This is a genomic window from Mesorhizobium sp. BHbdii, from assembly GCF_053848045.1.
In genome coordinates this window covers 221,002-246,737 of the sequence record NZ_JBSPKX010000001.1, presented here as the reverse complement: position 1 = coordinate 246,737, position 25,736 = coordinate 221,002, and the positions used below count along the sequence as shown (strand labels likewise).

25 protein-coding genes and 2 pseudogenes are annotated in these 25,736 nt (G+C 61.9%); 11 read left to right on the top strand and 16 right to left on the bottom strand.

Translation table 11 applies throughout. The features are described from left to right. Positions 1-4: 4 nt before the first annotated feature. Positions 5-1,255: an MFS transporter gene (locus ACWTU8_RS01120; RefSeq protein WP_455846708.1), complete on the top strand. Its 1,251-nt coding sequence runs from the start codon at positions 5-7 to the stop codon at positions 1,253-1,255. 296 nt (positions 1,256-1,551) lie between these two features. On the opposite strand, the gene ACWTU8_RS01115 is transcribed toward ACWTU8_RS01120, so the two are convergent. The 5 genes and pseudogenes from ACWTU8_RS01115 to ACWTU8_RS01095 all read right to left on the bottom strand — a co-directional run. Next, positions 1,552-1,992 carry a hypothetical protein gene (locus tag ACWTU8_RS01115; protein ID WP_455846707.1) on the bottom strand — a complete coding sequence of 147 codons (441 nt, stop codon included), beginning with the start codon at positions 1,990-1,992 and terminating at the stop codon, positions 1,552-1,554. A 534-nt stretch (positions 1,993-2,526) separates the two neighbouring features. Further along, positions 2,527-2,793 carry a hypothetical protein gene (locus tag ACWTU8_RS01110; protein WP_455846706.1) on the bottom strand — a complete coding sequence of 89 codons (267 nt, stop codon included), beginning with the start codon at positions 2,791-2,793 and terminating at the stop codon, positions 2,527-2,529. Then, positions 2,778-3,893: pseudogene (locus ACWTU8_RS01105) on the bottom strand (MFS transporter). The gene ACWTU8_RS01110 and the pseudogene ACWTU8_RS01105 overlap by 16 nt, the downstream one beginning before the upstream one ends. A gap of 184 nt (positions 3,894-4,077) precedes the next feature. Beyond that, positions 4,078-4,425: a rhodanese-like domain-containing protein gene (locus tag ACWTU8_RS01100; protein WP_455848354.1), complete on the bottom strand. Its 348-nt coding sequence runs from the start codon at positions 4,423-4,425 to the stop codon at positions 4,078-4,080. A 126-nt stretch (positions 4,426-4,551) separates the two neighbouring features. Beyond that, positions 4,552-4,755, bottom strand: a pseudogene (locus ACWTU8_RS01095) (ArsR/SmtB family transcription factor); the annotation flags it as partial. A gap of 111 nt (positions 4,756-4,866) precedes the next feature. Between ACWTU8_RS01095 and ACWTU8_RS01090 the strand changes: the two are divergent. From ACWTU8_RS01090 to ACWTU8_RS01060, 7 genes are all read left to right on the top strand, one after another. After that, entirely contained in the window at positions 4,867-5,370 is a 504-nt protein-coding gene (locus ACWTU8_RS01090) for a DUF2938 domain-containing protein (RefSeq protein ID WP_455846705.1), read from the top strand. A 302-nt stretch (positions 5,371-5,672) separates the two neighbouring features. Further along, on the top strand, positions 5,673-6,314 hold the full coding sequence (locus ACWTU8_RS01085; protein ID WP_029349941.1) for a 50S ribosomal protein L25/general stress protein Ctc: 642 nt from the start codon (positions 5,673-5,675) through the stop codon (positions 6,312-6,314). Between the two features lie 188 nt (positions 6,315-6,502). Further along, on the top strand, positions 6,503-7,234 hold the full coding sequence (pth, locus tag ACWTU8_RS01080; RefSeq protein WP_455846704.1) for an aminoacyl-tRNA hydrolase: 732 nt from the start codon (positions 6,503-6,505) through the stop codon (positions 7,232-7,234). A gap of 97 nt (positions 7,235-7,331) precedes the next feature. Further along, complete coding sequence (ychF, locus tag ACWTU8_RS01075) at positions 7,332-8,435, top strand: redox-regulated ATPase YchF (protein WP_352953034.1); 1,104 nt, start codon at positions 7,332-7,334, stop codon at positions 8,433-8,435. A 220-nt stretch (positions 8,436-8,655) separates the two neighbouring features. Continuing rightward, complete coding sequence (gene corA / locus ACWTU8_RS01070; protein ID WP_455846703.1) at positions 8,656-9,630, top strand: magnesium/cobalt transporter CorA; 975 nt, start codon at positions 8,656-8,658, stop codon at positions 9,628-9,630. A 122-nt stretch (positions 9,631-9,752) separates the two neighbouring features. Continuing rightward, entirely contained in the window at positions 9,753-10,214 is a 462-nt protein-coding gene (locus tag ACWTU8_RS01065; RefSeq protein ID WP_455846702.1) for a MaoC family dehydratase, read from the top strand. Continuing rightward, on the top strand, positions 10,211-10,681 hold the full coding sequence (locus tag ACWTU8_RS01060; protein WP_455846701.1) for a MaoC family dehydratase: 471 nt from the start codon (positions 10,211-10,213) through the stop codon (positions 10,679-10,681). Before ACWTU8_RS01065 ends, ACWTU8_RS01060 begins: the two co-directional genes overlap by 4 nt. A gap of 198 nt (positions 10,682-10,879) precedes the next feature. Here ACWTU8_RS01060 and ACWTU8_RS01055 read toward each other — a convergent pair whose 3' ends face one another. The 4 genes from ACWTU8_RS01055 to petA form a co-directional block, all read right to left on the bottom strand. Further along, the gene (locus ACWTU8_RS01055) at positions 10,880-11,425 is read right to left on the bottom strand and encodes an adenine phosphoribosyltransferase (protein WP_065011944.1); all 546 of its coding nucleotides are present in this window, start codon (positions 11,423-11,425) and stop codon (positions 10,880-10,882) included. A gap of 211 nt (positions 11,426-11,636) precedes the next feature. Then, positions 11,637-12,509 (bottom strand): cytochrome c1, encoded by an 873-nt coding sequence (locus tag ACWTU8_RS01050; RefSeq protein WP_127317476.1) that lies wholly within the window; start codon positions 12,507-12,509, stop codon positions 11,637-11,639. Between the two features lie 89 nt (positions 12,510-12,598). Next, positions 12,599-13,903, bottom strand: coding sequence for a cytochrome b (locus ACWTU8_RS01045; RefSeq protein ID WP_455846700.1), 1,305 nt, complete (start codon positions 13,901-13,903; stop codon positions 12,599-12,601). Between the two features lie 17 nt (positions 13,904-13,920). Beyond that, complete coding sequence (petA, locus tag ACWTU8_RS01040) at positions 13,921-14,481, bottom strand: ubiquinol-cytochrome c reductase iron-sulfur subunit (RefSeq protein ID WP_455846699.1); 561 nt, start codon at positions 14,479-14,481, stop codon at positions 13,921-13,923. Positions 14,482-14,794: 313 nt separating this feature from the next. On the opposite strand from petA, the gene ACWTU8_RS01035 reads away from it, so the two are divergent. Further along, the gene (locus ACWTU8_RS01035; RefSeq protein ID WP_455846698.1) at positions 14,795-15,151 is read left to right on the top strand and encodes a cupin domain-containing protein; all 357 of its coding nucleotides are present in this window, start codon (positions 14,795-14,797) and stop codon (positions 15,149-15,151) included. A 141-nt stretch (positions 15,152-15,292) separates the two neighbouring features. Here ACWTU8_RS01035 and ACWTU8_RS01030 read toward each other — a convergent pair whose 3' ends face one another. After that, positions 15,293-15,910: a cupin domain-containing protein gene (locus tag ACWTU8_RS01030; RefSeq protein WP_455846697.1), complete on the bottom strand. Its 618-nt coding sequence runs from the start codon at positions 15,908-15,910 to the stop codon at positions 15,293-15,295. Positions 15,911-16,126: 216 nt separating this feature from the next. Then, positions 16,127-16,483 (bottom strand): hypothetical protein, encoded by a 357-nt coding sequence (locus ACWTU8_RS01025; RefSeq protein WP_455846696.1) that lies wholly within the window; start codon positions 16,481-16,483, stop codon positions 16,127-16,129. A gap of 243 nt (positions 16,484-16,726) precedes the next feature. Here ACWTU8_RS01025 and ACWTU8_RS01020 point away from each other — a divergent pair, with 243 nt between their 5' ends. Beyond that, a complete protein-coding gene (locus ACWTU8_RS01020) occupies positions 16,727-18,358 on the top strand; it encodes a winged helix-turn-helix domain-containing protein (RefSeq protein ID WP_455846695.1) in 1,632 nt (543 codons plus the stop codon). Positions 18,359-18,620: 262 nt separating this feature from the next. Here the strand turns inward: ACWTU8_RS01020 and ACWTU8_RS01015 are convergent, their stop codons facing one another. Further along, positions 18,621-18,974 (bottom strand): hypothetical protein, encoded by a 354-nt coding sequence (locus ACWTU8_RS01015; protein ID WP_455846694.1) that lies wholly within the window; start codon positions 18,972-18,974, stop codon positions 18,621-18,623. Positions 18,975-19,063: 89 nt separating this feature from the next. Between ACWTU8_RS01015 and ACWTU8_RS01010 the strand changes: the two genes are divergently transcribed. Then, a complete protein-coding gene (locus tag ACWTU8_RS01010; protein ID WP_455846693.1) occupies positions 19,064-20,740 on the top strand; it encodes a winged helix-turn-helix domain-containing tetratricopeptide repeat protein in 1,677 nt (558 codons plus the stop codon). Between the two features lie 229 nt (positions 20,741-20,969). Here ACWTU8_RS01010 and ACWTU8_RS01005 read toward each other — a convergent pair whose 3' ends face one another. Genes ACWTU8_RS01005 through ACWTU8_RS00990 form a run of 4 tightly spaced genes read right to left on the bottom strand, consistent with a single transcriptional unit; the run spans position 20,970 to position 25,497 of the window. Further along, positions 20,970-21,284 carry a DUF6665 family protein gene (locus ACWTU8_RS01005; RefSeq protein ID WP_455846692.1) on the bottom strand — a complete coding sequence of 105 codons (315 nt, stop codon included), beginning with the start codon at positions 21,282-21,284 and terminating at the stop codon, positions 20,970-20,972. 31 nt (positions 21,285-21,315) lie between these two features. Next, positions 21,316-23,199: an ABC transporter ATP-binding protein gene (locus ACWTU8_RS01000; RefSeq protein ID WP_455846691.1), complete on the bottom strand. Its 1,884-nt coding sequence runs from the start codon at positions 23,197-23,199 to the stop codon at positions 21,316-21,318. Positions 23,200-23,237: 38 nt separating this feature from the next. Beyond that, positions 23,238-25,112, bottom strand: a complete 1,875-nt coding sequence (locus ACWTU8_RS00995) for an ABC transporter ATP-binding protein (RefSeq protein ID WP_455848353.1) — start codon at positions 25,110-25,112, stop codon at positions 23,238-23,240. Beyond that, entirely contained in the window at positions 25,096-25,497 is a 402-nt protein-coding gene (locus ACWTU8_RS00990) for a hypothetical protein (RefSeq protein ID WP_455846690.1), read from the bottom strand. The genes ACWTU8_RS00995 and ACWTU8_RS00990 overlap by 17 nt, the downstream gene beginning before the upstream one ends. Positions 25,498-25,736 lie beyond the last annotated feature (239 nt).

Below are 25,736 nucleotides of genomic sequence, written 5' to 3'. Positions count from 1 at the left end.
TGCCTTGACCGACACGACAGCCACCACCGTCGCTACGCCTGCGGCGGCCAGCCACACTTCGGCGCAAGCGACGGCCTTCACCGTCATTCTTGCGGTGAGCTTCTGCCATTGTGTCAACGACATCATGCAGTCGCTGCTGTCGGCGATCTATCCGCTGCTGAAGGACAATTACGGTCTCGATTTCTGGCAGATCGGCCTTTTGACCTTCACCTTCCAGGTGACGGCCTCATTACTGCAGCCGCTGATCGGCATGGTCACCGACAAGCGGCCGATGCCCTATTCGCTGCCCTACGGCATGGCGTCCTCGCTGATCGGCCTGATCGTGCTGGCCTATGCCGGACACTATTGGCTGCTGCTGATCGGCGCGTCGCTGATCGGCATCGGATCGGCGATTTTCCACCCGGAATCCTCGCGCATCGCCCGCTTCGCCTCGGGCGGCAGGTTCGGCCTGGCGCAATCTCTGTTCCAGGTCGGCGGCAATTTCGGCCAGGCCATCGGGCCGCTGCTGGCTGCCTTCATCGTCGTACCCTTCGGCCAGACCAGCATAGCGTGGTTTGCCGCCGGCTCGCTGATCGGCATCATCGTGCTGTGGCGGGTTGGCGGCTGGTACAGCCGCCTGCGCGCCTCGCTCGCCAACCGCAAGGCGGCTGGCTTCGTCTCGCCCTTTCCGCGCCGCAAGGTGATGGGCGCGCTGACGGTGCTGACCTTGCTTGTGCTGACCAAGAACGCCTACATCGCCAGCCTCGCCAGCTACTATACCTTCTACGCCATCCATAAGTTCGGCGTTTCGGTGCAGATGTCGCAGGTCATGCTGTTCCTGTTCCTCGGCGCCTCGGCGCTGGGCATCCTGCTCGGCGGCCCGTTCGGCGACCGCTATGGACAGAAGGCGATGATCTGGTTCTCGATCGTCGGTGTGCTGCCCTTTACGCTGGCCCTGCCCTACGCCAATTTCGAATGGACGATGATCCTGACAGTGCTGATCGGCCTGATCCTGTCCTCGGCCTTCTCGAACATCGTCGTCTTCGCCCAGGAACTGGTGCCCGGCCGCGTCGGCACGATCGCCGGTATCTTCTTCGGCTTCGCCTTCGGCATGGGCGGCATCGCCGCTGCCGTGCTCGGCGTCGTCGCCGACATGAAAGGCATCGACTTCGTCTTTCAGGTCTGCTCCTATTTGCCCCTGCTCGGACTGCTGACGGTTTTTTTGCCGAACATGAAGGAAGCGAGGAAGATGAAAGCCAGCGCTGCGACCAGGTGATAGGTCGGGTTGAACATCGGCTTTGACCTGAAGCCGGCGTCATATCTTCCACGACGCGAACGGCAGATCTGCGCCTCATTGTCGCCGTTTAGGGCAGTGGTTGACGATCCCGGAAGAAGCTGACATCCGTGTTGATGTGCGCGGCCAGCCTTTCAAAATGTCGTCGTCTGGTAGTTTGCGGGCGGTTTCTGTACCCAAGGGCCAACAAAACTGCCCGTGCCACCGCCGCCCGGCCGTTTCTTAACTGCGCTTTGCTGGGACCACCAGCCGCGTCAATGGAGCCGCCATTTCGGCTCTTACTTCACCGTGATGCTCATACCGCTGAGATCTGCGTTGACTTGCAGGCCTACCTGCTTGCCTGAGAGTTCGAGTTGGGCGCCCTTGTCATTGGTCATGACGATGACCTGGGCCCCTTTGCCGAGCGCGCCGCCACCGCCTGCTGCACCGTACACCCCCGTCACATCTCGGGCGCGGCGAATGTGGCGCACGGTACCTCGGAAATAGGTCTTAGAGGCCCCGAAGGCGAGGCCGCCCGAGATGCCGCCGATCGAGATGGGATATCGGCGACCATGGAAGGTCAGTGTGCCCTCGCCTCCGGCGCCACCGATGAAGAAGGCCGCCTTGTAGACGGTGAAGCGGATCGTACCACTGTCGGCATGCGCGGCGCTGGCAAAACTAACTCCCGCGACGGCGATGACGGCAACCGCGACTGAACGAAATCTGGACGAAATCTTCATGATGAGAACTCCTTAAGATTGCCGCTTCCGCAGCCTGCCGGGCACGTCAGCGTCGGATCAAAATCATAGCTGAACAGTCTCGCCCGTCATTAGTTCCAAGCACGCGGCCTGAATCCGGCTGGAGAAGACCGGTGGTATATCCACGGAATTGACCGAATCAGGTTCTAGGTTAACGAGCCCCAGCCGCGCAGAGCCGCGCCTCGCCCGGTTGCTGGTCGACGTGTTTCCGGAGATCGTTCAGGTCCTTCGGCCGCCAGTCCTGAGCTTGAATGTACAGCAGCCGGTACGCCAGTTGCGGTCGTGCGAGCCTGCCGCGCGGCGATCATGTCCGCTGCGAAACCGCTTGGCGCCGTCCGTGTCCGTGCGGTGCCTTGCGTCAACGTCGGGGTGCACTCACGGCGCCGATCAAGGTGCGAATAGACTACGCAAGACAAGGTGGCATCGAAATCCGGCAGGTCGGTTGTCGCCTCGATACGGCGGGCAGGGTCACTGCAATGATATAGCTCCAGGCCTGTAAGAGGGACACACGGCGCTCTACCGAGGTCGCTCGGCCAGCACGTTCGGAGCGACCCGCGCGCAAGCACCCTGCCTGGTGAGCCTCATCGCAGTCGCGGCCGCAGCCAGGTAGAAGAGGCATGCCGCGCCGAATGCCCAGCCATAACCTTGCACGGCACCATTTTGTGTCGCGGCTACCGACATCAGTACCGCCAACCCCACGGCGGGGCCGAGTTCCATCGCCGTGTTCATGACGCCGGCGGCAAGCCCTGCCTGATACTGCGGGACATTCATCGTGGACAGCACGGCCGATCCGGAAAGACAAGCGACATCCCGGCCGCGAGTAGAACCGTCCCGGGCAACAGGCCGGAAAGATAGATCGTGTCCCTGGCAATACCGGTCAGCATCCCAAGCCCTATGGCCGCGACTATCAGGCCGCCAACGGTGGTCGGCAAGGCCCCGAAGCGGCCCACTGACGAGGGAGAGAGGCGGTTTGCCACAATTAACGTCGCGGCGAAGAGGAGAAAGCCGATCGCCGTCATGAGTGGCGACCATCCCTTCACCTGCTGCAGATAAAGCGAGAGGATATATTCGATCACGACCGAACCGGCTGCAGCCAGAAGCATTCCCGCCAGACCGGTGATCCGGCAGGAATCGACCAGGAAGCCCGGTGGCAACAGGGAGTCTTCGATCTTCCGCTCCAGGATCACGAAGGCTGAGAGGAGCAGGCCAGAGACCACAAGCGAGCCGATGACTGGCGGAGACATCCAGCGATGATCCCCGCTTGCAATCAGCCCATAGCTGCCCAAGGCGATACCGAAAGTGGCAAGCAATGCTTCCATGGGATCGAGTCGTGGCCGATGAGCAGACTTGTCGCTGCGATCCATCGGAAGCAACACGGAGGTCGTGGCCAACGCGATCATTGCCACGACAACCGGGACTGCGAACATCCATCGCCACGACATCTAGGTGGTCAGGATGCCCGAGACGACGCCCATGATTGCGCCGAGGACCGAAACCCCGCCCCATGTGGCAATCGCCCGGCCATAGGCGGCCGGGTCCGGAGTAAGCGCGCGCAGGACGGCCATCGCAGCAGGCGCGGTTATTGCCCCGCCGACCCCTTGACCAAAGCGCATCGCCACCAGCACGCCGTAACTCGGCGCGAAGGCGGCGACGAGTGAGGCGGCACCGAAGACCGTCAGCCCCAGCTCGAACATGCGCCGGCCACCATAGCGGTCGGCCAATCGGCCGCCGAACAGAAGCAGGCCGCTGAAAGGCAGTCCGTAGGCAACCTGAAGCAGCGACAGATCTGTGGAAATGAGGCCGAAGTCGATGGCGATCTTCGGCAGCGGCACGATGATCAGCGCGATCGTGAAGATCAGCGTGGCTTGTACCGTGGCGAGCATTGTGAAAGCCAGGCGTGCCTTCCCTTCCGAAATGCCGCTTCCACTGCTTGTTTCCGAAGAGGTCTTCATTGGCTTCCCTTCCATGCTTCCGGCGCGCCGTCCAGCCTGCCGCGGGCATTGCCCCCGTGGCGGTTCCAGTTTCCCCTATTCGGGCTTGGGCCGGCGACGCCGACTTTGGCTTCTGTCAGCCGCTTTCGTAGTTCATGCCGTCGACATCAAGGCCTGACGTCAGCCACTCGGGAAAACCACCTTCGAACCGGCGTGAGGCCCGGCCTCGCGTCCTCAGGATTGCCAGCGCGTCGGCAGAGAGAATGCACTGGACACCACGGCAATAGGCAACGATGACCTTCTCTCGCGGAAGCTCCGCAAGTCGTTTCTCCAGCTCACCGACGGGAATGTTTATCGCACCCGGCAAATGCCCGGCTGCGTATTCTTCCTGCGGCCGAACGTCGAGCAGCACGATTTCGTCGTCCCGCATGCGGCGCACGAGTTCCTCGCGCGAGATGTTCTCCAGCCTGTCCGGCCGGCTCATAGTGTCATTGATAAGCTCGCGGATTTGCTCGCGCCTATGGTTCGCAAGGCTTCGCAGGGCCGCGAGCACGTTTTCGATCGGGCCATCGGCCAAACGATAGAGCACGCGTTTCCCGTCTCGCCGGGTCTGCACCAAGCCGGCCCGCTTGAGGTGTTGAAGATGCTGCGACGTGTTGGCCAACGCGATCCCGGAAAGTTGCGTCAGCTGCTCCACGGCGAGTTCGCCGTCGGCAATGTGGCGGAGAAGAACCAGCCGATGTGGATGTCCCAGCGTGCGGGCGAGATCCGCTATCTCGTCAAAGACCGGATGATGGACACCTGCGTTTTTCATATCGCAGACCTACTATGAATCTATCAATCAATCAATACATTGAACGAGATATTTAAATCGGCTAGTGACTGACGCCCAAGACAGCAGCATGGACAGGACAGGAGCATAGAAATGAACGAGCAGTTGGAGTTCGCTGTCCGCGCAGCCGCGATCGGAGCGGGCGCGACGGCGGTGATGGATCTTTGGGGACTGTTTCTGGAGCGCGCGTTCGCGATTCCGCCGCTTGATTATGCCTGGGTCGGCCGCTGGATCGGGCACTTTCCGCGAGGCCGTTTCGCGCATGCAAATATCGCGCAGGCTCCCCGAATTCCAGGCGAAACGCCGATTGGATGGGTAGCGCATTACGCGATCGGCATCGTCTTTGCTGCATTGCTGATGGGAGTATGGGGCATCGACTGGGCACGATATCCGACATTGCTTCCCGCCCTTCTTGTCGGCATGTCTACTGTCGTCGCCCCGTTCTTCGTCATGCAGCCAGCCTTTGGAGCCGGAATTGCAGCCTCGAAAACTCCCAACCCGCACACTGCGCGTCTGCGCGGCCTCATGACTCATCTGTCCTACGGGGTCGGACTGTATGTCGCTGCGTTGCTTTCGGCACTCCTGTTTCCGGTCTGACACTGATTGGATGCGGTCGGCTTTCAAGACGCGACCCAAATGTCTGAAAGTGAGGCGCAAAGCCGAAGTTTGAAGTAAACCACTGCCCGCCGCCACGACTTGCACCTCGTCTCACCTTCCGCTATAGAGCCGCCACCCGCGTAGACACCCTTGGAGGCAACGCGGCGGAAGGCTGTCCGGCCTAACGTGATCCCAAAAAGATTTTGGACCAGATCATGTAAGGCCATGACGGCTTTCGACGTTTACGGCCCCAGGCACCTCGCCGGCCGCGAACGCTCCAGAACAACGCGAAAGGAAATGCCATGAGCGATACTTACGAGCTCAAGGCCGAAGCGCGCGAACAGGTCGGTAAGGGGTCCGCCCGTGCAGTTCGCCGCAACGGTAAAGTGCCTGCAGTAATTTACGGCGACAAGCAGCCTCCCCTGGCGATTGCGCTGACCTACAAGGACATCTACTACAAGATCCATGGCGGCGGGTTCCTGACCACGATCGCCACGATCGATGTCGACGGCAAGAAGATCCAGGTCCTGCCAAAGGACTACCAGCTCGACCCGGTCAGGGATTTCCCGGTCCATGTCGACTTCCTGCGCATCGGCAAGGACACCGAAGTTAATGTCGACGTGCCGGTCCACTTCATCAACGAGGACAAGTCGCCCGGCATCAAGCGCGGCGGCGTGCTCAACATCGTGCGCCATGAAGTCGAGTTCCATTGCCCGGCCAATGCGATCCCGGAGTTCATCACCGTCGATCTCACCGGCACCGATATCGGCGATTCGATCCACATCTCGGCGGTCAAGCTGCCGGCCGGCGTCAAGCCGGTGATCTCCGACCGCGACTTCACCGTCGCGACCATTGCCGGCTCCTCGGCGATGAAGCCGGAAGCGGAAGAGACGGTCGAAGCGGCTGAACCCGAAGCGGCTCCTGCTGCCGCCGAAGAGAAGTAATCCCTTTCCGCCTAGTGTGGCGAATCCGAAATTCGCATCACTTTGGAGCAGCGCACCGGGCGAATTTCGGATTCTAAAGGCCACACTAGCAACCATGAGGTTCTAGTGTGGTTTTTGGATTTGAAGTTCCTGAACGTTGATGCCTTCAAAGCGGCAGGAACTTCAAATCCACCACACTAGAGGTGACGATGCTGCTGTTTGCAGGCCTCGGCAATCCGGGCGCGAAATACGCCAACAACCGGCACAATGTCGGCTTCATGGCGGCGGACGCAATCGCCCGCCGCCATTCCTTTTCGCCCTGGTCGAAGAAGTTCCAGGGGCTGATCGCCGAAGGCACGCTTGGCGGCGAAAAGATCATCTTGATCAAGCCGCAGACCTTCATGAACAATTCCGGCCAGTCGATCGGCGAAGCGCTGCGCTTCTACAAGCTCGCCCCCTCGGCGCTCACCGTCTTTTATGACGAGATCGACCTCGCCGACGGTAAGGTTCGCGTGAAGACCGGCGGCGGCGCCGGCGGTCACAACGGCATCCGCTCGATCGACGGCCATGTCGGCAACGCCTACCGCCGCGTGCGCATCGGCGTCGGCCATCCCGGTGTCAAGGAGTTCGTCCACCATCATGTGCTTGGCGATTTCGCCAAGGCCGATCGCGACTGGCTGGAGCCGCTGCTCGAAGCCGTGGGCGCCAATGCCGAATTGATCGTCAAGGGCGACGAATCCGGTTTCATGAACAAGGTCAGCGTCGCCGTCCAGGGCAAGGCCGGCAACGTGCCCGAGCCGGAAAAGCCCGGGCAAAAACAACAGGGTGCAAAACAGCAGAGCCACGTCCGTCAGGCGCGGCCGCAGCAGCCGGCAGTCAAGCTGCCCGAAACCGGCCCGATGGCCGCCATGCTGAAGAAGCTGTTTGGCGGCAAGGAGTAAGCCTCGCCACGGATCGGGGCTGGAGGGCTTGACGATCGTCGGCGCTTTCGCCCATAGCCCTCATCAAATTTCGATTTCCCGATAGGACCGGATAAAAATGGGTTTCAAATGCGGCATCGTTGGCTTGCCCAACGTCGGCAAGTCGACGCTTTTCAACGCGCTGACCAGGACGGCGGCGGCGCAGGCAGCCAACTATCCATTCTGCACCATCGAACCGAACACCGGCGAGGTGGCGGTGCCCGACCCGCGCCTGCAGAAGATCGCGGCGATCGGCAAGTCGAAAGAGATCATCCCGACCCGCATCTCCTTCGTCGACATCGCCGGCCTGGTGCGCGGCGCCTCGAAGGGCGAAGGCCTGGGCAACCAGTTCCTGGCCAACATCCGCGAGGTCGACGCCATCGTCCACGTGCTGCGCTGCTTCGAGGATGACGACATCACCCATGTCGAGGGCCGCATCGATCCCGTTGCCGACGCCGAGACCGTCGAGACCGAGCTGATGCTCGCCGACCTCGATAGCCTCGAGCGCCGCATCGTGCAGTTCCGCAAGCGCGCTTCCGGCAAGGACAAGGAGGCGCTGACCGTGCTGCCGATGATGGAAGCCGCCCTCGAACTCCTGCAGGCCGGCAAGCCCGCCCGCATCCTGCTCAAAGATATCTCCGCGGAGGATCTGCGCATCCTGCAGGGGCTGAACCTGCTGACGTCGCACCCTGTACTCTATGTCTGCAATGTCGCCGAGGCCGACGCCGCCACCGGCAACGCGCATACCAAGGCGGTCGAACAGATGGCTGCCGCGCAAGGCGCCCGCACCGTGGTGATTTCCGCGGCGATCGAAGCCGAGGTCGCGCAGCTGAGCGACGAAGAGGAAATGGAATTCCTCGCGACGCTGGGCCTCGATGAGCCTGGCCTGAACAAGGTGATCCGCGCCGGCTACGAGCTGCTGCAGCTCATCACCTATTTCACCGTCGGCCCGAAGGAGACACGCGCCTGGACCGTGCACAAGGGCGCCAAGGCGCCACAGGCGGCAGGCGTCATCCATACCGATTTCGAGCGCGGCTTCATCCGCGCCCAGACCATCGCCTACAACGACTTCGTCACGCTGGGCGGCGAAGTGGCGGCCAAGGAAGCCGGCAAGGCGCGCGACGAAGGCAAGGAGTATGTCGTCCAGGACGGCGACATCATGCTGTTCAAGTTCAACACCTGAGCTGACCGACGGCACGCCGGAAGCCATCACGGCCGCCGCTGCGATCACAGCCCTGTGCACGCCGCACGGGCCGTTTTCGCGCGCTTGACTGCCTGCAATGCCCGGTCTAAGGGGCGTCTGCACCGGCCCGTGCCTTCGTCGAAAGCGCCTGTCCCGTGCAATCCGAAACGACGCGCCCGCTCGAACCCATCCTTTTGGCCTCAGCAAGGGAGACCCGGTGATGATCAAGGCATTCGTCGTGGACAATGATCGCCTGCGCCTCGCCGACGATCTCTTGGCAAACAGCGACAAGATCGTCTGGGCCGATCTCCTGAACCCGACAAAGGAAGAGGAAGCGGCCATCGAGGCCTGGCTCGGTGTTGCCATTCCGACGCGCGAGGAGATGGAGGAGATCGAGATTTCCAGCCGCCTTTACGTCGAGGACGGCGCCTATTTCATGACCGCCATTCTGCCGGCCCAGACCGAGGCCGACGATCCCCTGATGTCGCCGGTCACCTTCGTGCTGGCCGGCAACAGGCTGATCACCGTGCGCTATCACGAACCGAAGGCCTTCAAGACGTTTCCGCTGCGCGCCGAGAAGGTGGCGACCGGCTGCACCAGCGGCGAAACCATCCTGATCGGCCTGCTGGAGGCGATCGTAGACCGCCTCGCCGACATACTGGAGCGCGCTGGCCGCGACATCGAGACGATCTCGCGCGACATCTTCGAGGCACGCTCGACCAAGGTTTCCAAGCGCAACCGCGACTTCCAGGAATTGCTCAAGGCGATCGGCCGCAAGGAGGACATCGCCTCCTCGATCCGCGACAGCCTGATTTCACTGCAGCGGCTCGCCGGTTTTCTCGCCCACGCCTCGACCCAGACCAAGATGAGCAAGGACATCCGCGCGCGCATCAAGACCTTGTCGCGCGATGTGCTGTCGCTCGCCGACCACGCTACCTTCCTATCGCAGAAGATCAACTTCCTGCTCGACGCGACGCTCGGCATGATCTCGATCGAGCAGAACGCCATCATCAAAATCTTCTCCGTCGCCGCAGTCATCTTCCTGCCGCCAACGCTGGTCGCTTCGATCTACGGCATGAATTTCGACATCATGCCCGAGCTCAAATGGCAGCTCGGCTATCCCTTCGCCATCGGCCTGATGATCGTGTCGGCGATCCTGCCTTTCTGGTATTTCCGCCGCCGCGGCTGGTTGTAGCTTCTATTCCGTTGCGCGCGATGGCCTGGCGCACCAGAAATTACTTGACCAAATTGCGCCCTGCCTGCATCCGGGAATCCCGATCCGTGGCGATCGTACAAACTTGAACCGGATTCCAGACCATGACCGGAAAGACCTGGGCCTATGAGGATTTCGTCGAGGGCGCCTCGCTCGACCTCGGGACGAAGCTGGTGAGGGCGGCCGAGATCATCGAATTCGCGCAAGAGTTCGATGCGCAGCCGATGCATCTCGACGAGGCGGCGGGCAAGGCCAGCATCCTTGGCGGGTTGTCGGCCTCCGGCTGGCATACTTGCGCGATGTTCATGCGCATGCTGTGCGACGCCTTCCTGCTGGACTCGACCTCGCAAGGCGCCCCCGGCGTCGACCAGGTCCGGTGGAAGAAGCCGGTGCTGGCCGGCGACATCTTGCGCGGCAACACCACCGTCCTTGCCAAGCGCCTGTCCAGGTCCAAGCCCCAGCTCGGCCTCGTCACCCTGCGCAGCGAGCTTTTCAACCAGCGTGGCGAAGGCGTCTTCGAACTCGAGAACACCGTCATGTTCCTGACGCGAGGGGCCAGCGCGTGAACCTCGACGAGTTCTTCTGCATCGGCGTCACCGTTACGCTTGGCTCGCATACATTCGAACCCGAGGCGATCAAGGCGTTCGCCAGGAAATACGATCCGCAGATATTCCACCTCGACGAAGCGGCGGCGAAGAAGAGCATATTCGGCGGCCTGTGCGCGTCGGGCTGGCACACAGCTGCAACCTGGATGAAATTGAACCTCGAAGCCGGCGTGGAGGCGGGGGGCGCCCGCTGGGTCGGCGCAGGACCCGCACCCGAATTCGGCCCCTCGCCCGGTTTCAAGAACCTCAAATGGCTGAAGCCCGTCTATGCCGGAGAAACCGTGACCTTCACCCGCACAGCGCTTGCCCACCGCCCCATCATGTCACGGCCGGGCTGGCGGCTGCTCACACTTCGCTCGGAGGCCTTCGATTCGACCGGCGACAAGGTCATCGAATTCGAAAGTGCCGTGCTGGTGAAGGTGGGGTGAGCTTTCCTTCTCCCCTTGTGGGAGAAGGTGGATTGGTGCGCAGCGCCAAGACGGATGAGGGGTGTTGGAAGAAATGATACGTCTAAAAATCACATGATTGGAAGCGCTTACGCCTTCAGCGCTGCGATCGGTCCACCCCCCATCCGACCTCGCTTCGCGAGGCCACCTTCTCCCACAAAGGGAGAAGGAAAAAGCGTATCAGTGCCCTTCGAATCCGATCAGCGTCCTGACCGGCACGCCGAGCGCTTCGAGCTTCTCGCGGCCGCCGAGGTCCGGCAAGTCGATGACGAAGCAGGCGGCGAGGATGTCGGCGCCGATCTGCCGCAACAGCTGGACCGCCGCCGCCGCGGTGCCGCCGGTGGCGATCAGGTCGTCAACGAGGATGACCTTCTCACCCGGAGACACGCCATCCCTGTGCATCTCCATCTCGTCCAGCCCGTATTCGAGGCTGTAGGCGACGCGCACCGTCTCGTAAGGCAGCTTGCCCTTCTTGCGGATCGGCACGAAGCCGGCCGATAGCTGATGGGCGACGGCGCCGCCAAGGATGAAGCCGCGCGCCTCGATGCCGGCGATCTTGTCGACTTTCTGGCCGGCATAGGGATGCACCAACTCGTCGATGGCGCGGCGGAAGGCGCGCGCATTGCTTAGCAGCGTGGTGATGTCGCGAAACAGGATGCCCGGCTTGGGATAGTCCGGAATGGTGCGGATCGCGGCAAGCAGCGTGTCTTCGAGCGAAGGTTTCATGGGCGGCTCTCCGGGCATTCGTCCGATTCGACTTGAAGACGTGAAAGGAACTCCGGCCGATCGTAACCCGGCGCGGCCAGAGACGGCTACCGCGATATGGCGGCTGGAAGAAAATTGTCCGGCAAAGGACTGGGCCGGCGGTCTTTTCGGAGGCAGTGTTCGGAAATGCAAAAGGGCGCCTTTCGACGCCCTTTCGATCTGGTGGCGTAGCTCAGTGCGCCACGCCGGCCCACACCTTGCGCTTGGTCAGATAGACCAGCGCGCCGAACAGCAACAGGAAGACCAGCACGCGAAAGCCGGTCTTCTTGCGGGCTTCCAGATGCGGCTCGGCCGCCCACATCAGGAAGGCCGACACGTCGCGGGAATACTGGTCGACCGTCTGCGGCGCGCCGTCGTCATAGGTCACCTGGTCGTCGGAGAGCGGGTTGGGCATCTTCAGCGACACGCCGGCAATGAAGTAGGGATTGTAGTGCGTGCCTTCCGGTATCTCCATGCCCGCCGGCGGCTGCTCGTCATAGCCGGTCAGCAGCGAGTGGATATAGTCGGGACCGCCCTGGGCGTATTGCGTGAAGATGTCGAAGACGAAACGCGGAAAGCCGCGCTCGACGCCGCGCGCCTTGGCCAGCAGCGACATGTCGGGCGGGGCAGCCCCCCCATTGGCGGCCGCTGCTGCCTGATCGTTGGGGAACGGCGCCGGGAAATAGTCTGACGGTATGCCGGGACGATCGAACATGTCGCCGGCATCGTTGGGGCCATCATTGATCGTGTACTCGGCCGCCAGCGCCTTGACCTGCGCTTCCGAATAGCCAAGGTCTTCCAGCGTGCGGAACGCCACCAACTTCATCGAATGGCAGGCCGCGCAGACTTCCTTGTAGACCTTGAGCCCGCGCTGCAACTGCGCCTTGTCGTAGGTGCCGAACGGCCCGGCGAAGCTCCAGTCCATCTCCTTGGGCTCGTGTATCGGGAAATGCGTCGGCGCGGCTTCGTTGTGCGCCTCCTCCTGGGCGATCGCCCCTGTGGTCGCGGCCGCAGTGCCTGCCAACACAAGGCCGAGCAGCGCCAGCGAGGTGAGAATCTTCTTCATACCAAATCCCCTTGAGATTCTCTGCCGCGCTGTCGTCGTCTCGACCATCTTCTTGTCCGAAAACCGGTCTCCACTTTTCGGGGTCATGCTCAGCCCTTGGTTTCCGGTGCGGCTGTCGCGCGAGCCGGATGCCCGCCACCGCCATGCTTGTTCTTCTCGAGCACCGCCTCGGTGATCGAATTCGGCAACCGCCGCGGAGTCTCGATCAGGCCAAGCACCGGCAGCGCGACCAGGAAGAAGGCGAAATAGAACAATGTCGCCATCTGCGCCATGAAGACATAGCTGCCTTCAGCCGGCTGCGAACCCAGCCAGCCGAGCAGGACGGCATCGATCACGAACAGCCAGAAGAACAGCTTGTACCAGGGCCGGTAGACCGCCGAGCGCACCTTCGAGGTGTCGAGCCACGGCACCAGGAACAGCATGGCGATGGAGCCGAACATCGCGAGCACGCCGCCAAGCTTGGAGTTGATCGGCCCGATATTGAAGGTAATGGCGCGCAGGATCGCGTAGAACGGCAGGAAGTACCATTCCGGCACGATATGGGCAGGCGTCTTCAGCGGGTCGGCGACGACGTAATTGTCGGGATGGCCGAGAAAATTCGGCAGGTAGAAGACGAAGTAGGCGAAGATGAACAGGAACACGAGCATCCCGAACGCGTCCTTGATGGTCGCGTAGGGGGTGAAGGCGACGGTATCGGTTTTCGACTTGACCTCGATGCCGGTCGGGTTCGACTGGCCGACCACATGCAGCGCCCATATATGCAGCACGACGACGCCGGCGATCATGAACGGCAGCAGATAGTGCAGGGAAAAGAAGCGGTTCAGCGTCGGGTTGTCGACGGCGTAGCCGCCGAGCAAAAGCTGCTGGATCCAGTCGCCGACCAGCGGGATGGCGCTAAAGAAGCCGGTGATGACGGTCGCGCCCCAGAACGACATCTGCCCCCAGGGCAGCACATAACCCATGAAGCCTGTCGCCATCATCAGCAGATAGATGATGCAGCCGAGTATCCACAGAAGCTCGCGCGGCGCCTTGTAGGAACCGTAGTAGAGGCCGCGGAAGATGTGGATGTACACCGCGACGAAGAAGAACGATGCGCCGTTCGAATGCATGTAGCGCAACAGCCAGCCCGAATTCACGTCGCGCATGATTTTTTCGACGGAATCGAAGGCGAGAGTGCTGTCCGACGCATAATGCATGGCCAGCACGATGCCGGTCAGCATCTGCGCCGCCAGCATGAGCGCCAGGATGCCGCCGAAGGTCCACGCATAGTTGAGGTTCCGCGGCACCGGATAGGCGACGAAGCTGTCATAGACCAGCCGCGGCAGCGGCATGCGGGCGTCGAACCAGCGTCCGATACCGGTCTTGGGCGTATAGGTCGGGTGTCCCTCGCTCATCGAAATATCCCTTAGCCTTAGCCGATACGGATCTTGGTGTCGGAAATGAACTGGAACACCGGCACCGTCATGTTCTCCGGCGCCGGCCCGCCGCGGACGCGGCCGGCCGTGTCGTATACCGAACCGTGACACGGGCAGAACCAGCCGCCGAACTGGCCTTCCTGGCCGAGCGGAATGCAGCCGAGATGGGTGCAGACCTGGACCATCACTATCCAGGCCTCTTTGCCCGGCGTAGTGCGGTTGGCGTCCGTTGCCGGTGCGTCGGCCGGCAGATTGGCGTTGCGGGCGAGCGGATCCTTGAGCTGGGCCAGATTGACCGCCTCGCCGTCTTTCATCTCTTGTTCGGTGCGGTTGCGCACCACAACCGGCTTGCCGCGCCATTTCACGACAAGCGACATCCCCGGCGTCAGCGAGGAGACGTCGACCTCGACCGAGGCCAGCGCCAGCGTCGAGGCATCCGGGCGCATCTGGTCAATGAACGGCCAGGCGACGGCACCCGCGCCAACCACCGCCGCCATACCCGTGGCGACGTAGAGAAAATCACGACGGTTGGGATCCTGGATGTCAGTTGCGCTCACGGGTGCCTGATCCTTTCGCCTCTTCCGTGCCGGTGGCCGAGGCTTGTTCCCCGCTCTTTCACGCCAACCCGACAGCGCATGGCGAACAGGCTTGCGAATTCCTCCGGCAATTGGCCTTCGGTTTATGCGTGAAGCCCGTTTTTGTCCAGACGGGTGAAGGCACAAGGGCAGATTGTCGCGGGGACGCAATTCGACGTCGGGCGGCGTGGCGACGGGCACATGTCGAACACGCCGAAAACGACCGTAAATCAACCGCAAAGCAGCGCCTGCGTTTGCCTCGACAGAAGCCCCGGCCTCGGTCTATCCTCGGCTTATGGCGCATGTCATCGACCGCGACAAATGGGCCAAGGCGCCCGACCGCTGGCCCGACCATTGGCAAGGCGAACTGCAGTGCGGCACCTACGGCTCCAAAAGCTGCCTGATCTTCAACTATCTGCAGGAGATCGGCGGCGGCCCGCGGCTGCACATGCATCCCTATTGCGAGATTTTCATCATCCGCACTGGCACCGGGCTGTTCACCGTCGGCGACCGGCAGATCGAGGCGTCGGCCGGCCAGATCCTGATTGTGCCGCCGAACACGCCGCACAAATTCACCAATCTCGGTCCAGGCCCGCTGGAGACCACCGACATCCACGAAAACGGCAGCTTCATCACCGACTGGCTGGAGTAGACCATGATCCCGAAGGTCCGCGTCAGCGAAAAGTGGAACCGGTTTTCGGAATAGATCGGGGTCAACTGGTGGTGAAAATCTGACGCTGGGGTGCCGCCTCAGCTCGTACCGAACATTCGCGCCACCCCGGGAAATGTCGTCTCAGTCGAGGCTGGCCGGCGACGAGAACGGCTGATTGGCGTCGACCACGAAGATGGCCAGCTCATCGAGATCGGTTGTGCCGGCGCTGAACACTTCCATCGGCGTGTTGGCCCCGTGTCCAGTCATGGCCTTGCCGGCTTCGGCGTAGGTTACGCCGTGGGGCGTTCTCTGGCCGAGCTTGCCGGCCAGTACATAGAAGGCCTCCGGTCCCGGATGCGTATGGATCGGCGTCTTGGCACCGGGCGCTCCGCCGGCCCGGTTGACGCGCAGCAAATACTCGCTGGCGCTGATCGGCGGAAGGGGTCCGATCTCGACGACCTTGGCTCCGCCGGGCGTCGAGCCATCCTTCGGTCCAAGCGTGAACAGCCAGACCTTGCCCGCGACCTCCGCCGCAAGCGAGGTGGGCCCCGCAGCGCTCTGGGCTTGCGCCAGCGTTGGGAAATTTTCCAGCCGCCAGTACAACGGTCCGGAGGGCAGTTCCTTCAGCTTTTTCTCAACCACCGGCTCGACGGCGAATTTGCTGTCTGCGGGCATTGAGGCTGACGTCATCAGCCCGAAAGCACACAGTGACAACATAAGCACGCCAATACGGCGGGCGCTGAGGGAATGCGGCTTCATGATTGGTCCTCCTTTGCAAGGTTGCCCCTGCATCTGTGCCGCTTTACGGCACGACCAAATTTCGGGCCACGCCGAGAGCGCCTGCCGCCAAAGAAGTCGGATCGCACGAAGGTCCGTTTGTGGCGCGACCGCGCCGGGCATTGGCAATTCGGCTGCACCGTAAATGCCGGCTTCAGCCGACAATCTTGACACCGACGTGGTCATGACCCGCGGCAGTCACACTGATCCGGGCGGTGCAAAGAAGCAGAAGACGGTGGACTGCGTCGGGTAAAGGCAGATGTGATAATTGCCGTCGCCCGACCTGATCTCACTGCCGAACGGGATACGGAAGCTTTGTTTTCGCGTCACCAGGTGATGGTCGCCGGGGAAAAGCACTACGGCAAAACCATCTGGCGCTTCCGTCACTGAGTTGGCCGGGATCATCTGGCAATCGCCGATGGCGCCATCGCCGTTGCAGCAGCTGGGCGGGTAGTACCATCCCGTTCCTGCATCGTGCGCGTTGACACCCGGCGAACAAAGAACCCCGCCCACGAAAATGGCGGCAACGGTCGGCAGGGGACGGGGTCTCAGCATTGAACCGATTCCAAATCTTCGGAACGACTGAGACATTGGATCGTCGCCACACCCAATGTAACGAACAACTGGTGATAGATCGGTGAAAATTTGCCGAAACAAAGATGTTCCGTCAGCATTCAAGCCTTGCAGGAATCTGCTATAATAAATTGGAAATCCCCCCGTGGGAGGCGGAGGATGGATTCCCGGGCTGCCCGGACATTCGCCATCAACGGCGTCATCGTCGATGTTGCCGGAGGGTTTGTGCGTGACCGGAAAGGGCGCGAGATCGCCCTCAGACCGCAGGCCTTCGACCTCCTGAAATATCTCCTGGAAAACGCCGGCCGACTGGTCACCAAAGATGAGCTGATGCAGGCAGTATGGCCAGGCGTATTCGTCACCGACGACAGTCTGGTGCAATGCGTACGCGACATCCGCCGCGCGCTTCACGACGAGAGCCAGTCCGTACTTAAGGCCGTGCCGAAACGCGGGTACAGGTTGATGATCGCGGCCGCGGACCAGCCTTCGGCGCCGGCAAGGTGGAAATGGACCGCGGCGGCTGTGGCGCTGGGCCTGCTGGTCTTGTTGGCGGCAGGCGCAGTCTGGCTCTTCATGGGTCTCGCCATCGAGAAGCGTTCTGACACGGTCCTGCCATCCGTCGCGGTGCTGCCGTTTCAGGCGATCGGCGGTGAAGCAAGTGTGCAGCGTCTGGCCGGCGGGCTCACCGAGGAGATCATTACCGATCTCGCACGGTTTCCGGAATTCCGGGTCATTGCCCATAACTCGACGGAAGTCTACGAAGGCAAGCTGGCCAACCCGACTGAGGTCGGTGCAGCGCTCGGCGCGGGCTTTGTGGTCGAAGGCTCGATTCAACGCCAAGCCGATCGGGTGCGGGTTACGGCTCAGTTCATCGACGCGAAGGCCGGTAAGCATCTATGGTCGAACCGGTGGGACCGGCCGGACTGGGACCTGTTTGCGATTCAGACGGAGATTGCTGAGCAGGTCTCCAACCGGCTTGGCGGCGGCGCCGGCCTGATCCAAGAGGCAGGCCGGATAACGGCGCACCGCAAACCTCCCGGCAACCTCAACGCCTACGAACTCTACCTCCTCGGTACCGAGAAGCTGGAACAAATCAATCGCGCCGACGTCGAGGAAGCCATCAGACTTCTCAGCCGCGCTATCGAGCTGGACCCTACGCTGGCCCGCGCCTGGGTGGAACTGCACCATTCGCATTCCGTGCTGGCCAGTTTCGACGTCGAACCCGCAAAGAATCGACGTATCGCCGCCGAAGCCGCTAAACGTGCAGTCGCGCTCGATCCGGCCGATGCCGAAGCGCATGCCGTTCTCGCCGGGAGCCAGATCGTAAAGGGCCATCTCGCGCGCGCCAAGGCGGAATTCGACGCGGCCCTGCGAATGGCTCCAAATCAGTTCGAGATAATGACTTTTTATGTGCCTTGGGCTTCGACTTTTGGCGAGCCCGAGAGGGGCGCCGAAATGGCTGATCGGGCGATCCACCTTAATCCGAACTACCCGTTGTGGAGCACCAGGTGTTTTGCCCACGCCTATTTTATGATCGGTCGCTACGACGACGCGCTGCTAATGATGGACCAGTTGGCGCCGGAGAATTATGGGATCTGGGGATGGACATATCGCCCCGCCGCGCTGGCGGCAGTTGGGCGTACCGAGGAGGCGAAAACCCTGATCAGCGAGGCCCTTAAACGGTTCCCCGACCTGACTATCGAGGGAAGGGTGAACGAACCTCTTGTCAACACGGATGCGGACCGCAAGCGTCTCATGGAAACCATGCGCCTTGCCGGTTTCCCGCCCTGCGCCAGCCCCGAGCTACTGGCGAAGATCGACAAACCGGTGCGTCTTCCCGAGTGCCTTGCAAACTGATGGTCGTGGTTCGGACGTTGGCGAGTTGGCAACGGCGCTCTCTATGCGCCACGCGGACGGCGAATGCACATGACACCAGCCGCCGTGCCAATGCGGCTTCGGTTCGATCCGACAAACATGCGGGATCCGCGCAAGTGAAGAATTCACTTTCATGCAGCCCTTCCTGTCTCCGCCTGCCTTCCTCGTTAAACTCATCGCAGCTCGGGCGTTATCGCTTGAGGCCAGGTTGCGGTCCGAGCGTGAACAGCCAGACCTTGCAAAATCATGGTTCTGATGCGTGGTCGCAGTAATGGAAGGTGGCGAGATAGCCCGGGAGTACGCGCATGAACTCCTGTTGATGGGTCCAAGCTCTGCACTCGGCCATGGAGGTCATAGGTTTCACGTGGGGGAGCCTGATTAGCTTCCCCTGGTTGGTCAGATGAATTGTGACAGCGATGGCGGTTAAATTGGCGCTGTCATCCATCGACTTGAGGCTGGCGAGAGAACGGACGTTGTCTAGGGCAACCTCGTTGGCATGGTCGGGGCCACAGAATCTCGCGATGCAGGAATCCGCTTTTGCAGCTGATGGCGCTGCCGAGAAAAGAGCGAGAGCGACGATGAGCCTGGTGCGTTTCATGTCTTCCTCCGTCTCATCCGGTGCTGCTGGGATCGCCTTGGAGGCGAAGGCCGAATGGGCTAAACTAAAAAGCGCGCCAGGAAGGTGAAATGTCCCGAACGGCCCCTGAAATTGACCCGAAATCTGCTGAAACGATCACGTTTCGCGGTTTTGTCTTCCTGACGAAAAGCAAAGAACTCCGAACCGTCGAAGGCAAAGCGGTCAGTCTTCGCAGCCAGTCCGCCGAGGTGCTCTCGGTGCTCGCGGCGCGACCGGGCGAAATCGTGTCGAAGGATGCGCTGATGCAGGCGGTTTGGCCCGATACCTTCGTGACCGATGACAGCCTCACGCAATGTATTGCCGATATTCGCCGCGCGTTGGCGGACGACGCGCACGTGATCGTGGAAACCGTCCCAAGGAGAGGCTACCGACTGAATGCCGATCTGTCGGACGCGGCGGACCCAAGCGCCGCAGCCGTCACGGAACGTGCCAAGACACGATTCTCGCAGCGCGGCTTCATTCTTGCTGCAATCGTTCTCGTTGCGGCAGCGATCGGCGCATACTACGGCGCGGAAACATGGCGAGTCGCTCCGGTTCGTTCGAGCGACATGCCGAGGATTGCGATCCTTCCCTTCGACGACTTCAGTACCGGTGAGGACAAGGGATATCTCAGCGACGCCGTCGCCGAGGGGATCATCACCGCGCTATCGCGGAGCAAGACTTATGCCGTCATCGCCCGGAACTCGAGCTTCAGGTACCGCGACCAGCCGGTCGAGACCAGGCAGATCGGAGATGAACTCGGCGTCGACTACCTGCTCGAAGGCAGCCAGCAGAAGATCGGAGACCGACTGAAAGTGACCGCCCAATTGCTAAATGCGCATGACGGATCGAATCTCTGGGCCAACAGTTATGACCGGGAGATTGGCGATCTTTTCGTCGTCCAGGAGGTGATCATCCGTACGCTTGCGGATCGGGTCGGGCATAGAATCGAACGCCCCCTGCCAATGAGCGACGCCGCCCGAGTCAGCGCGCTCCACTATCACCTGATGGCAATTGCCGAACTCCATGAGGATTTCTCTGCCGCGAAGAACCAGCTGTTTCGGCAGCTGAACCTTAAGGCGATCGAAGCGGATCCGAACTCCCAGTTCGGCTATATCGGGCTGGCCTGGTCCTATCGCAATGATGCGATGTTCGGCTGGCACGAGCAGGAACATAACCATGACGAGGCGTTGGAGCGCGCCGCCGAATACGCCGACAAGGCCATCCTGCTCGCTCCTGATGACGCTGAAGCTCATAACATCCGCGCCAGCATCCACACGGAAGCCGGAGAGAGCGAGCAGGCCCTTGCCCGGTACGATCAGGCAATCGCCCTAAACCCCAGCAACTCGGATATCCTGGTCCGCAGTACGGATCTGTTGCTCTATGTTGGCCGCACCGACGAAGCGATCGATCGGATCAAGCAGGCCATGGGCATCGATCCTTTCTACCCTGACTTGTTCAACTGGCAGATGGGCTGGGCGCTCTGGGAAAAGAACGATTGCGGGGGCGCTCTGGCGGCGATGCGGAAAATGTCCAGAATCCCGAGCGGCGCGCACCGAATGCTTGCGGGGATCCACGCCTGTCTGGGAAACGAGCGGGAGGCAAAAGAAGCGCTCGCGGTTGTCCTCAAAGACTCGCCCGGCGAATCCATCCGCAAAGAACGCAAGGAATGGGAGAAGTTGTGGACCGCCCCCGGGAGCCTCGACCGCTGGATCAAACACATGCGGATCGCGGGGTTGCCGGAGTGACGGCTGACCGTATGCGACCACCCGGCAGATGACCGATTGGCCGCTAAACCTTTGAAGTCTTAGGCTGATTGCCCGCAATGTAGGATCATCCTTCGCAAGGAAGATTGAGTGCGGGAAAGTCGGCAATCGGGCCGACTTGCGCCATAATGCGCTCGCACCCGAACTTCTGGAACGGGTCGAAATCGGTATTTCGTCTTCGGTACCAAGCGTTAGATTTCAACACTGGTATCTATTTGGCGCCGAGCCTGGCCAGCACGGCCTTGGGGATGCTGTATTCCCGGATCATTGCGTCGTGCTTGTGCAAGCCGCACAATTCGCGCTGGATGAAATAGCCGTGGACCGCGTCCGCGGCATCCTTGAGCAGCCGGGCACGATGTTCGCCATCGTCGCCATGTTCACGCAACCTCGCCAGCGTTTCATCCACGCGCCGGCCGGCGCGGCCGAGCGCCGCTGCCTTTTCGCCGAGGATTTCATGGCCGAGCAGGTCGAGCGCGCTCTCCTGCGCTCCCGACCGTCCGAAATTCGATGGCATTCGCAACGACATGATCCACTCCGGTTTTTGCTGAAATCTGGCCCTACTCCGCCGGCCGCGTCTCCTCCAGCACGCTCTCCTCGTTGTACAGGAAGCCGCCGGACTGCCGCTTCCACAGCCGCGCATAGAGCCCGTCGAGCGCGACCAGTTCGTCATGCGTGCCTTGTTCGACGATGCGGCCGCCGTCGAGCACCACCAGGCGATCGAGTGCGGCGATGGTCGACAGCCGATGCGCGATGGCGATGACCGTCTTGTTCTCCATCAGCCTCGCCAGATTTTCCTGGATGGCCGCCTCAATGTCGGAATCGAGCGCCGACGTCGCTTCGTCGAGTATCAGGATCGGCGCGTCCTTGAGGAAGACGCGGGCGATCGCGACGCGCTGGCGCTGGCCGCCAGACAATTTCACGCCGCGCTCGCCGACAAAGGCCTCGTAGCCCTGGCGATCACGATTGTCGCGCAAGTCGAGGATGAAGTCGTGCGCCTCGGCTTTCTTCGCGGCCGCGACCACCTCGGCGTCGGTTGCTTGCGGCATGCCGAGCTTGATGTTGTCGCGAAGCGAGCGGTGGAAAAGCGCGGTATCCTGGCTGACGACGCCGATATTGGCGCGCAGCGAATTCTGCGTGACTTTGGCAACATCCTGCCCGTCGATGGTGATCTTTCCGCGCTCGAGGTCGTAGAGGCGCAGGATCAGATTGGCGAGCGTCGTCTTGCCGGCGCCGGATGGCCCGACCAGTCCGACCTTCTCACCCGGCCGCACGACAAGGTCGATGCCGTTGAGCACGCCGAACCCCTTGCCGTAGTGGAACTCGACTTTTTTCACGTCGATGCGGCCGCCGACCACGACAAGCTCCCTGGCGTCGGGCGCGTCGGTCAGGCCGAGTGGCTGCGAGATCAGCGCCTTGGAGTTTTCCAGCACGCCGAGATTCCGCAGGATGCCATTGAGCTGCATCATCAGCCGGCCGAGCAGCATGTTGAGCCGCAACACCAGCGATAGCGTGAAGGCGACGGCGCCGACTGTGATCGAGCCTTCGATCCAGAGATAGACCGCAAAACAGGCGATCGCGGTGATCATGATCCCCGACAGCGTCGTCAGCGCCATGCGCACGCCGGTCAGCCGGCGGGTGAACGGCCGCAGCGCCTCGAGATAGATATCGAAGCCGCTCCTGATGTAACGGTCGTCGCCATCGGCCGAGAACAGCTTCAGCGTCTGCACGTTCGAATAGGAATCGACGAAGCGGCCGGTGATCATCGAACCGGCCTCGGCGGTTTCCTCGGCATGCTTGCGGATCGCCGGCAGATAGCGCTTGGCCAGCCAGCCGAAGGCGGTGATCCAGATCACCACCAGCACCGCCAGCCGCAAATCGAGGCCGGCGACCAGCACCAGCGTCGTCACCGTGTAGACGACCATGAACCAGACGACCTCAATGAAGCTTTCCATCAAATCGCCGGTCGCCTGCCCTGCCTGCCAGACCTTTGTGGCGATGCGGCCGGCGAAATCGTTCTGGAAAAAGGCGTAGGATTGGCGCGAGACATGGCGGTGCGCCTGCCAGCGCACCAGATTGTAGAAGCCGGGGGTGATCGTCTGCTCGTCGACCAATGCCGCCAGGCCGACGACGATGGTGCGGATGACCAGCACCACGGCGGCCATGAAGACGAGTTCGGGACCGGCGGCAGTCCACAGCGCTCCCCAGCTGCGCTCGCCGGTGAGCTGGTCGAGAATGTCGACCAGCCTGCCGACGAAGTAGAACAGTCCAGCCTCGACCAGCGGCGCGATGCCGCCGATGATCAGCATGGCGAAGAAGGCGACCTTCGCCTGGCCGACATAGTGCCAGAGGAATCCCCTGACGCTGACCGGTGGCCGAAGGCCCGCGGGCTCCCTGAATGGATAGACCCAGTTCTCGAACCAGCGATAGACGGCAATCATCATTCGGCGGCCATCATTCTGCTGCTCTCATTCTGCTGCCATCATTCTGCTGCTTGACCCTTGATGATGGCATCGTTGGCGGAAGCACCGTCGTCGAGCAGGAAGCCGCCCGACTGGCGCTGCCAAAGCTGCGCATAAAGCCCGCCCCTGGCGACGAGTTCCTCATGCGAACCTTCCTCGATGACGCGGCCCTTATCCATGACGACGAGCCGGTCCATCGCCGCGATGGTCGAGAGCCGGTGCGCGATGGCGATGACGGTCTTGCCTTGCATGAGCTTGTAGAGGTTCTCCTGGATCGCCGCTTCGGCCTCCGAATCGAGCGCAGACGTCGCCTCGTCGAGGATGAGGATCGGCGCGTCCTTCAGCATAACGCGAGCAATGGCAATGCGTTGCCGCTGGCCGCCGGACAATTTGACGCCGCGATCGCCGACATGCGCATCGAAACCCGTGCGGCCACTGGCGTCCGAAAGCCTTGATATGAAATCAAGTGCCTCGGCGCGGCGAGCTGCCTCGACCAGCATCTCGTCGCTGGCGTCCGGTCGGCCATAAAGGATGTTCTCGCGCACCGAACGATGGAGCAGCGAGGTATCCTGCGTGACCATGCCGATCTGGGCGCGCAGCGAATCCTGCGTCACCGCCGCGATTTCCTGGCCGTCGATCAGGATCTTGCCGCTCTCAAGATCGTAGAAACGCAAGAGAAGGTTGACCAGCGTCGACTTGCCGGCGCCCGAGCGGCCGACGATGCCGACCTTTTCGCCCGGCTTCACCGTCAGCGACAGGCTTTCGATCACGCCCTTCTGTTTGCCGTAGTGGAAGCGGATGTCCTCGAAACGGATCTCGCCCTTGGTCACGGCAGTATCCTTGGCCCCAGGCCTGTCTTCGACGAGGCGCGGCAGCGAGATCGAACTGATGCCGTCCTGCACCGTGCCGATATTCTCGAACAGGGTGGACATTTCCCACATGATCCATTGCGACATGCCCCACAGCCGAAGCACGAGGCCGATGACCAGGGCGACGGCGCCGATCGTCACCGCCTGGCCGAGCCACAGCCACAGCGAGATCGCGGTGACCGAAAACAACAGCAGCGAATTCAGGATGTAGAGGAGGCCGTAGAGCTGCGTCACCAGCCGCATCGACCGGTAAACGGTATCGAGAAAGCCGGCCATGCCTTCCCGCGCGAAGGACGCCTCGCGCCGCGCATGCGAGAACAGCTTGACCGTCTGGATGTTGGAGTAGCTGTCGACGACGCGGCCGGTCATGGTCGAGCGCGCATTGGCCTGCTCCTCGCCGACCTTGCCCAATCGCGGAATGAAATAGCGCAACAGCAGGATATAGCCGACAAGCCAGACGGCAAGCGGTGCCGCCAGCCGCCAGTCGGCCGAGCCGACAATGAACAGCATGCCGAGGAAATAGACCACGACATAGTTGAGCACGTCGATGAGCTTGATGACGCATTCGCGCACGGCGAGCGCCGTTTGCATCAGCTTGGTCGCGATGCGTCCGGCGAACTCGTCCTGATAGAAGGCCATCGACTGCTTGAGCAGGTAGCGATGCACCTGCCAGCGGATACGCATCGGATAGTTGCCCATCAGCGTCTGCTGATTGAGGAGCGCATGGAACCAGACCGTCGCCGGCAGCGCGAAAACCACGATGAAAGCCATGCCGGCGAGCTTCCAGCCTTCGGTCTGCAGAAATGTCTCGCGATTCTGCGCCGACAGCCAGTCGACGATCCGGCCCATGAAGCCGAACATCCACACCTCGGCAAGGGCGATAGCCGTCACCAGCGTCGCATCGACAGCGATGTAGGGCCAGGCGCCGCGCGTATAGTGCACGCAGAAGGCGATCAGCGTCTTCGGCGGCTCGACCGGCTCCTCGGCAGGGAACGGATCGAGCCTTGTTTCAAACCAGCGGAACATTGTCTTGGCACTCACATGCTTGTTTTCGCTCACACGGCGCGGAGCGCGTGGCATCCTTGGGGCGCGTAGCGCCATGGGATCGCGTGGCGGCAAGGGCCGGCATCCCGGAATCACTCGGGCCGCCGGTCCTGCTTCGCGCAATATAGGATGTCGCGGGCTTTTCGCCGACAGGCTCGCTTGACGATCCTGACAGTGCTGTGTCGACGACCCGGAGTTTCGCGCCGGTTTTTGCGCCGGGCCGGATCAGCCCGATGATCCGGCCCACCAGCGACGGCCGGCTGCGGTCGGGAACCGCGCGCGAGAAATCGACGTCCGGCAGCATGCCGCGATGCGGGCGCCGGCGGGTCTCGGCGTGAGCCGCAGACGAATAGGTTTCGCCGATCAAAAGCGCCCATGTCGCCATCCTGCGCTCGTGCAGGCTTCTTGAACCGGGAATTTTGCAGGGATCGAACATCGGTCCGTCCTCCATGTGAAAAATACAGAAAAAAGTCCGGCCCGTTCGCGGGCCAATGGCCGGCGAAAGGCAGGGATTGAACAGAGGCGTGTTCAGGCGGGGCGTTCAGCCCCTTCGACAGCTTGAAAAACATCGCAGGATTCCTTCGAAGGCCGAAAAAGGGTTTCGGC

Bases quoted from the DNA above. Each gene is read 5' to 3' on its own strand.
- ACWTU8_RS01115 (WP_455846707.1), bottom strand. From the start codon at position 1,992: ATGAAGATTTCGTCCAGATTTCGTTCAGTCGCGGTTGCCGTCATCGCC.
- ACWTU8_RS01100 (WP_455848354.1), bottom strand. From the start codon at position 4,425: ATGAGCCGGCCGGACAGGCTGGAGAACATCTCGCGCGAGGAACTCGTG.
- ACWTU8_RS01090 (WP_455846705.1), top strand. From the start codon at position 4,867: ATGAACGAGCAGTTGGAGTTCGCTGTCCGCGCAGCCGCGATCGGAGCG.
- ACWTU8_RS01085 (WP_029349941.1), top strand. From the start codon at position 5,673: ATGAGCGATACTTACGAGCTCAAGGCCGAAGCGCGCGAACAGGTCGGT.
- pth (WP_455846704.1), top strand. From the start codon at position 6,503: ATGCTGCTGTTTGCAGGCCTCGGCAATCCGGGCGCGAAATACGCCAAC.
- ychF (WP_352953034.1), top strand. From the start codon at position 7,332: ATGGGTTTCAAATGCGGCATCGTTGGCTTGCCCAACGTCGGCAAGTCG.
- corA (WP_455846703.1), top strand. From the start codon at position 8,656: ATGATCAAGGCATTCGTCGTGGACAATGATCGCCTGCGCCTCGCCGAC.
- ACWTU8_RS01065 (WP_455846702.1), top strand. From the start codon at position 9,753: ATGACCGGAAAGACCTGGGCCTATGAGGATTTCGTCGAGGGCGCCTCG.
- ACWTU8_RS01055 (WP_065011944.1), bottom strand. From the start codon at position 11,425: ATGAAACCTTCGCTCGAAGACACGCTGCTTGCCGCGATCCGCACCATT.
- ACWTU8_RS01050 (WP_127317476.1), bottom strand. From the start codon at position 12,509: ATGAAGAAGATTCTCACCTCGCTGGCGCTGCTCGGCCTTGTGTTGGCA.
- ACWTU8_RS01045 (WP_455846700.1), bottom strand. From the start codon at position 13,903: ATGAGCGAGGGACACCCGACCTATACGCCCAAGACCGGTATCGGACGC.
- ACWTU8_RS01035 (WP_455846698.1), top strand. From the start codon at position 14,795: ATGGCGCATGTCATCGACCGCGACAAATGGGCCAAGGCGCCCGACCGC.
- ACWTU8_RS01030 (WP_455846697.1), bottom strand. From the start codon at position 15,910: ATGAAGCCGCATTCCCTCAGCGCCCGCCGTATTGGCGTGCTTATGTTG.
- ACWTU8_RS01025 (WP_455846696.1), bottom strand. From the start codon at position 16,483: ATGCTGAGACCCCGTCCCCTGCCGACCGTTGCCGCCATTTTCGTGGGC.
- ACWTU8_RS01015 (WP_455846694.1), bottom strand. From the start codon at position 18,974: ATGAAACGCACCAGGCTCATCGTCGCTCTCGCTCTTTTCTCGGCAGCG.
- ACWTU8_RS01010 (WP_455846693.1), top strand. From the start codon at position 19,064: ATGTCCCGAACGGCCCCTGAAATTGACCCGAAATCTGCTGAAACGATC.
- ACWTU8_RS01005 (WP_455846692.1), bottom strand. From the start codon at position 21,284: ATGTCGTTGCGAATGCCATCGAATTTCGGACGGTCGGGAGCGCAGGAG.
- ACWTU8_RS01000 (WP_455846691.1), bottom strand. From the start codon at position 23,199: ATGATGATTGCCGTCTATCGCTGGTTCGAGAACTGGGTCTATCCATTC.
- ACWTU8_RS00995 (WP_455848353.1), bottom strand. From the start codon at position 25,112: ATGTTCCGCTGGTTTGAAACAAGGCTCGATCCGTTCCCTGCCGAGGAG.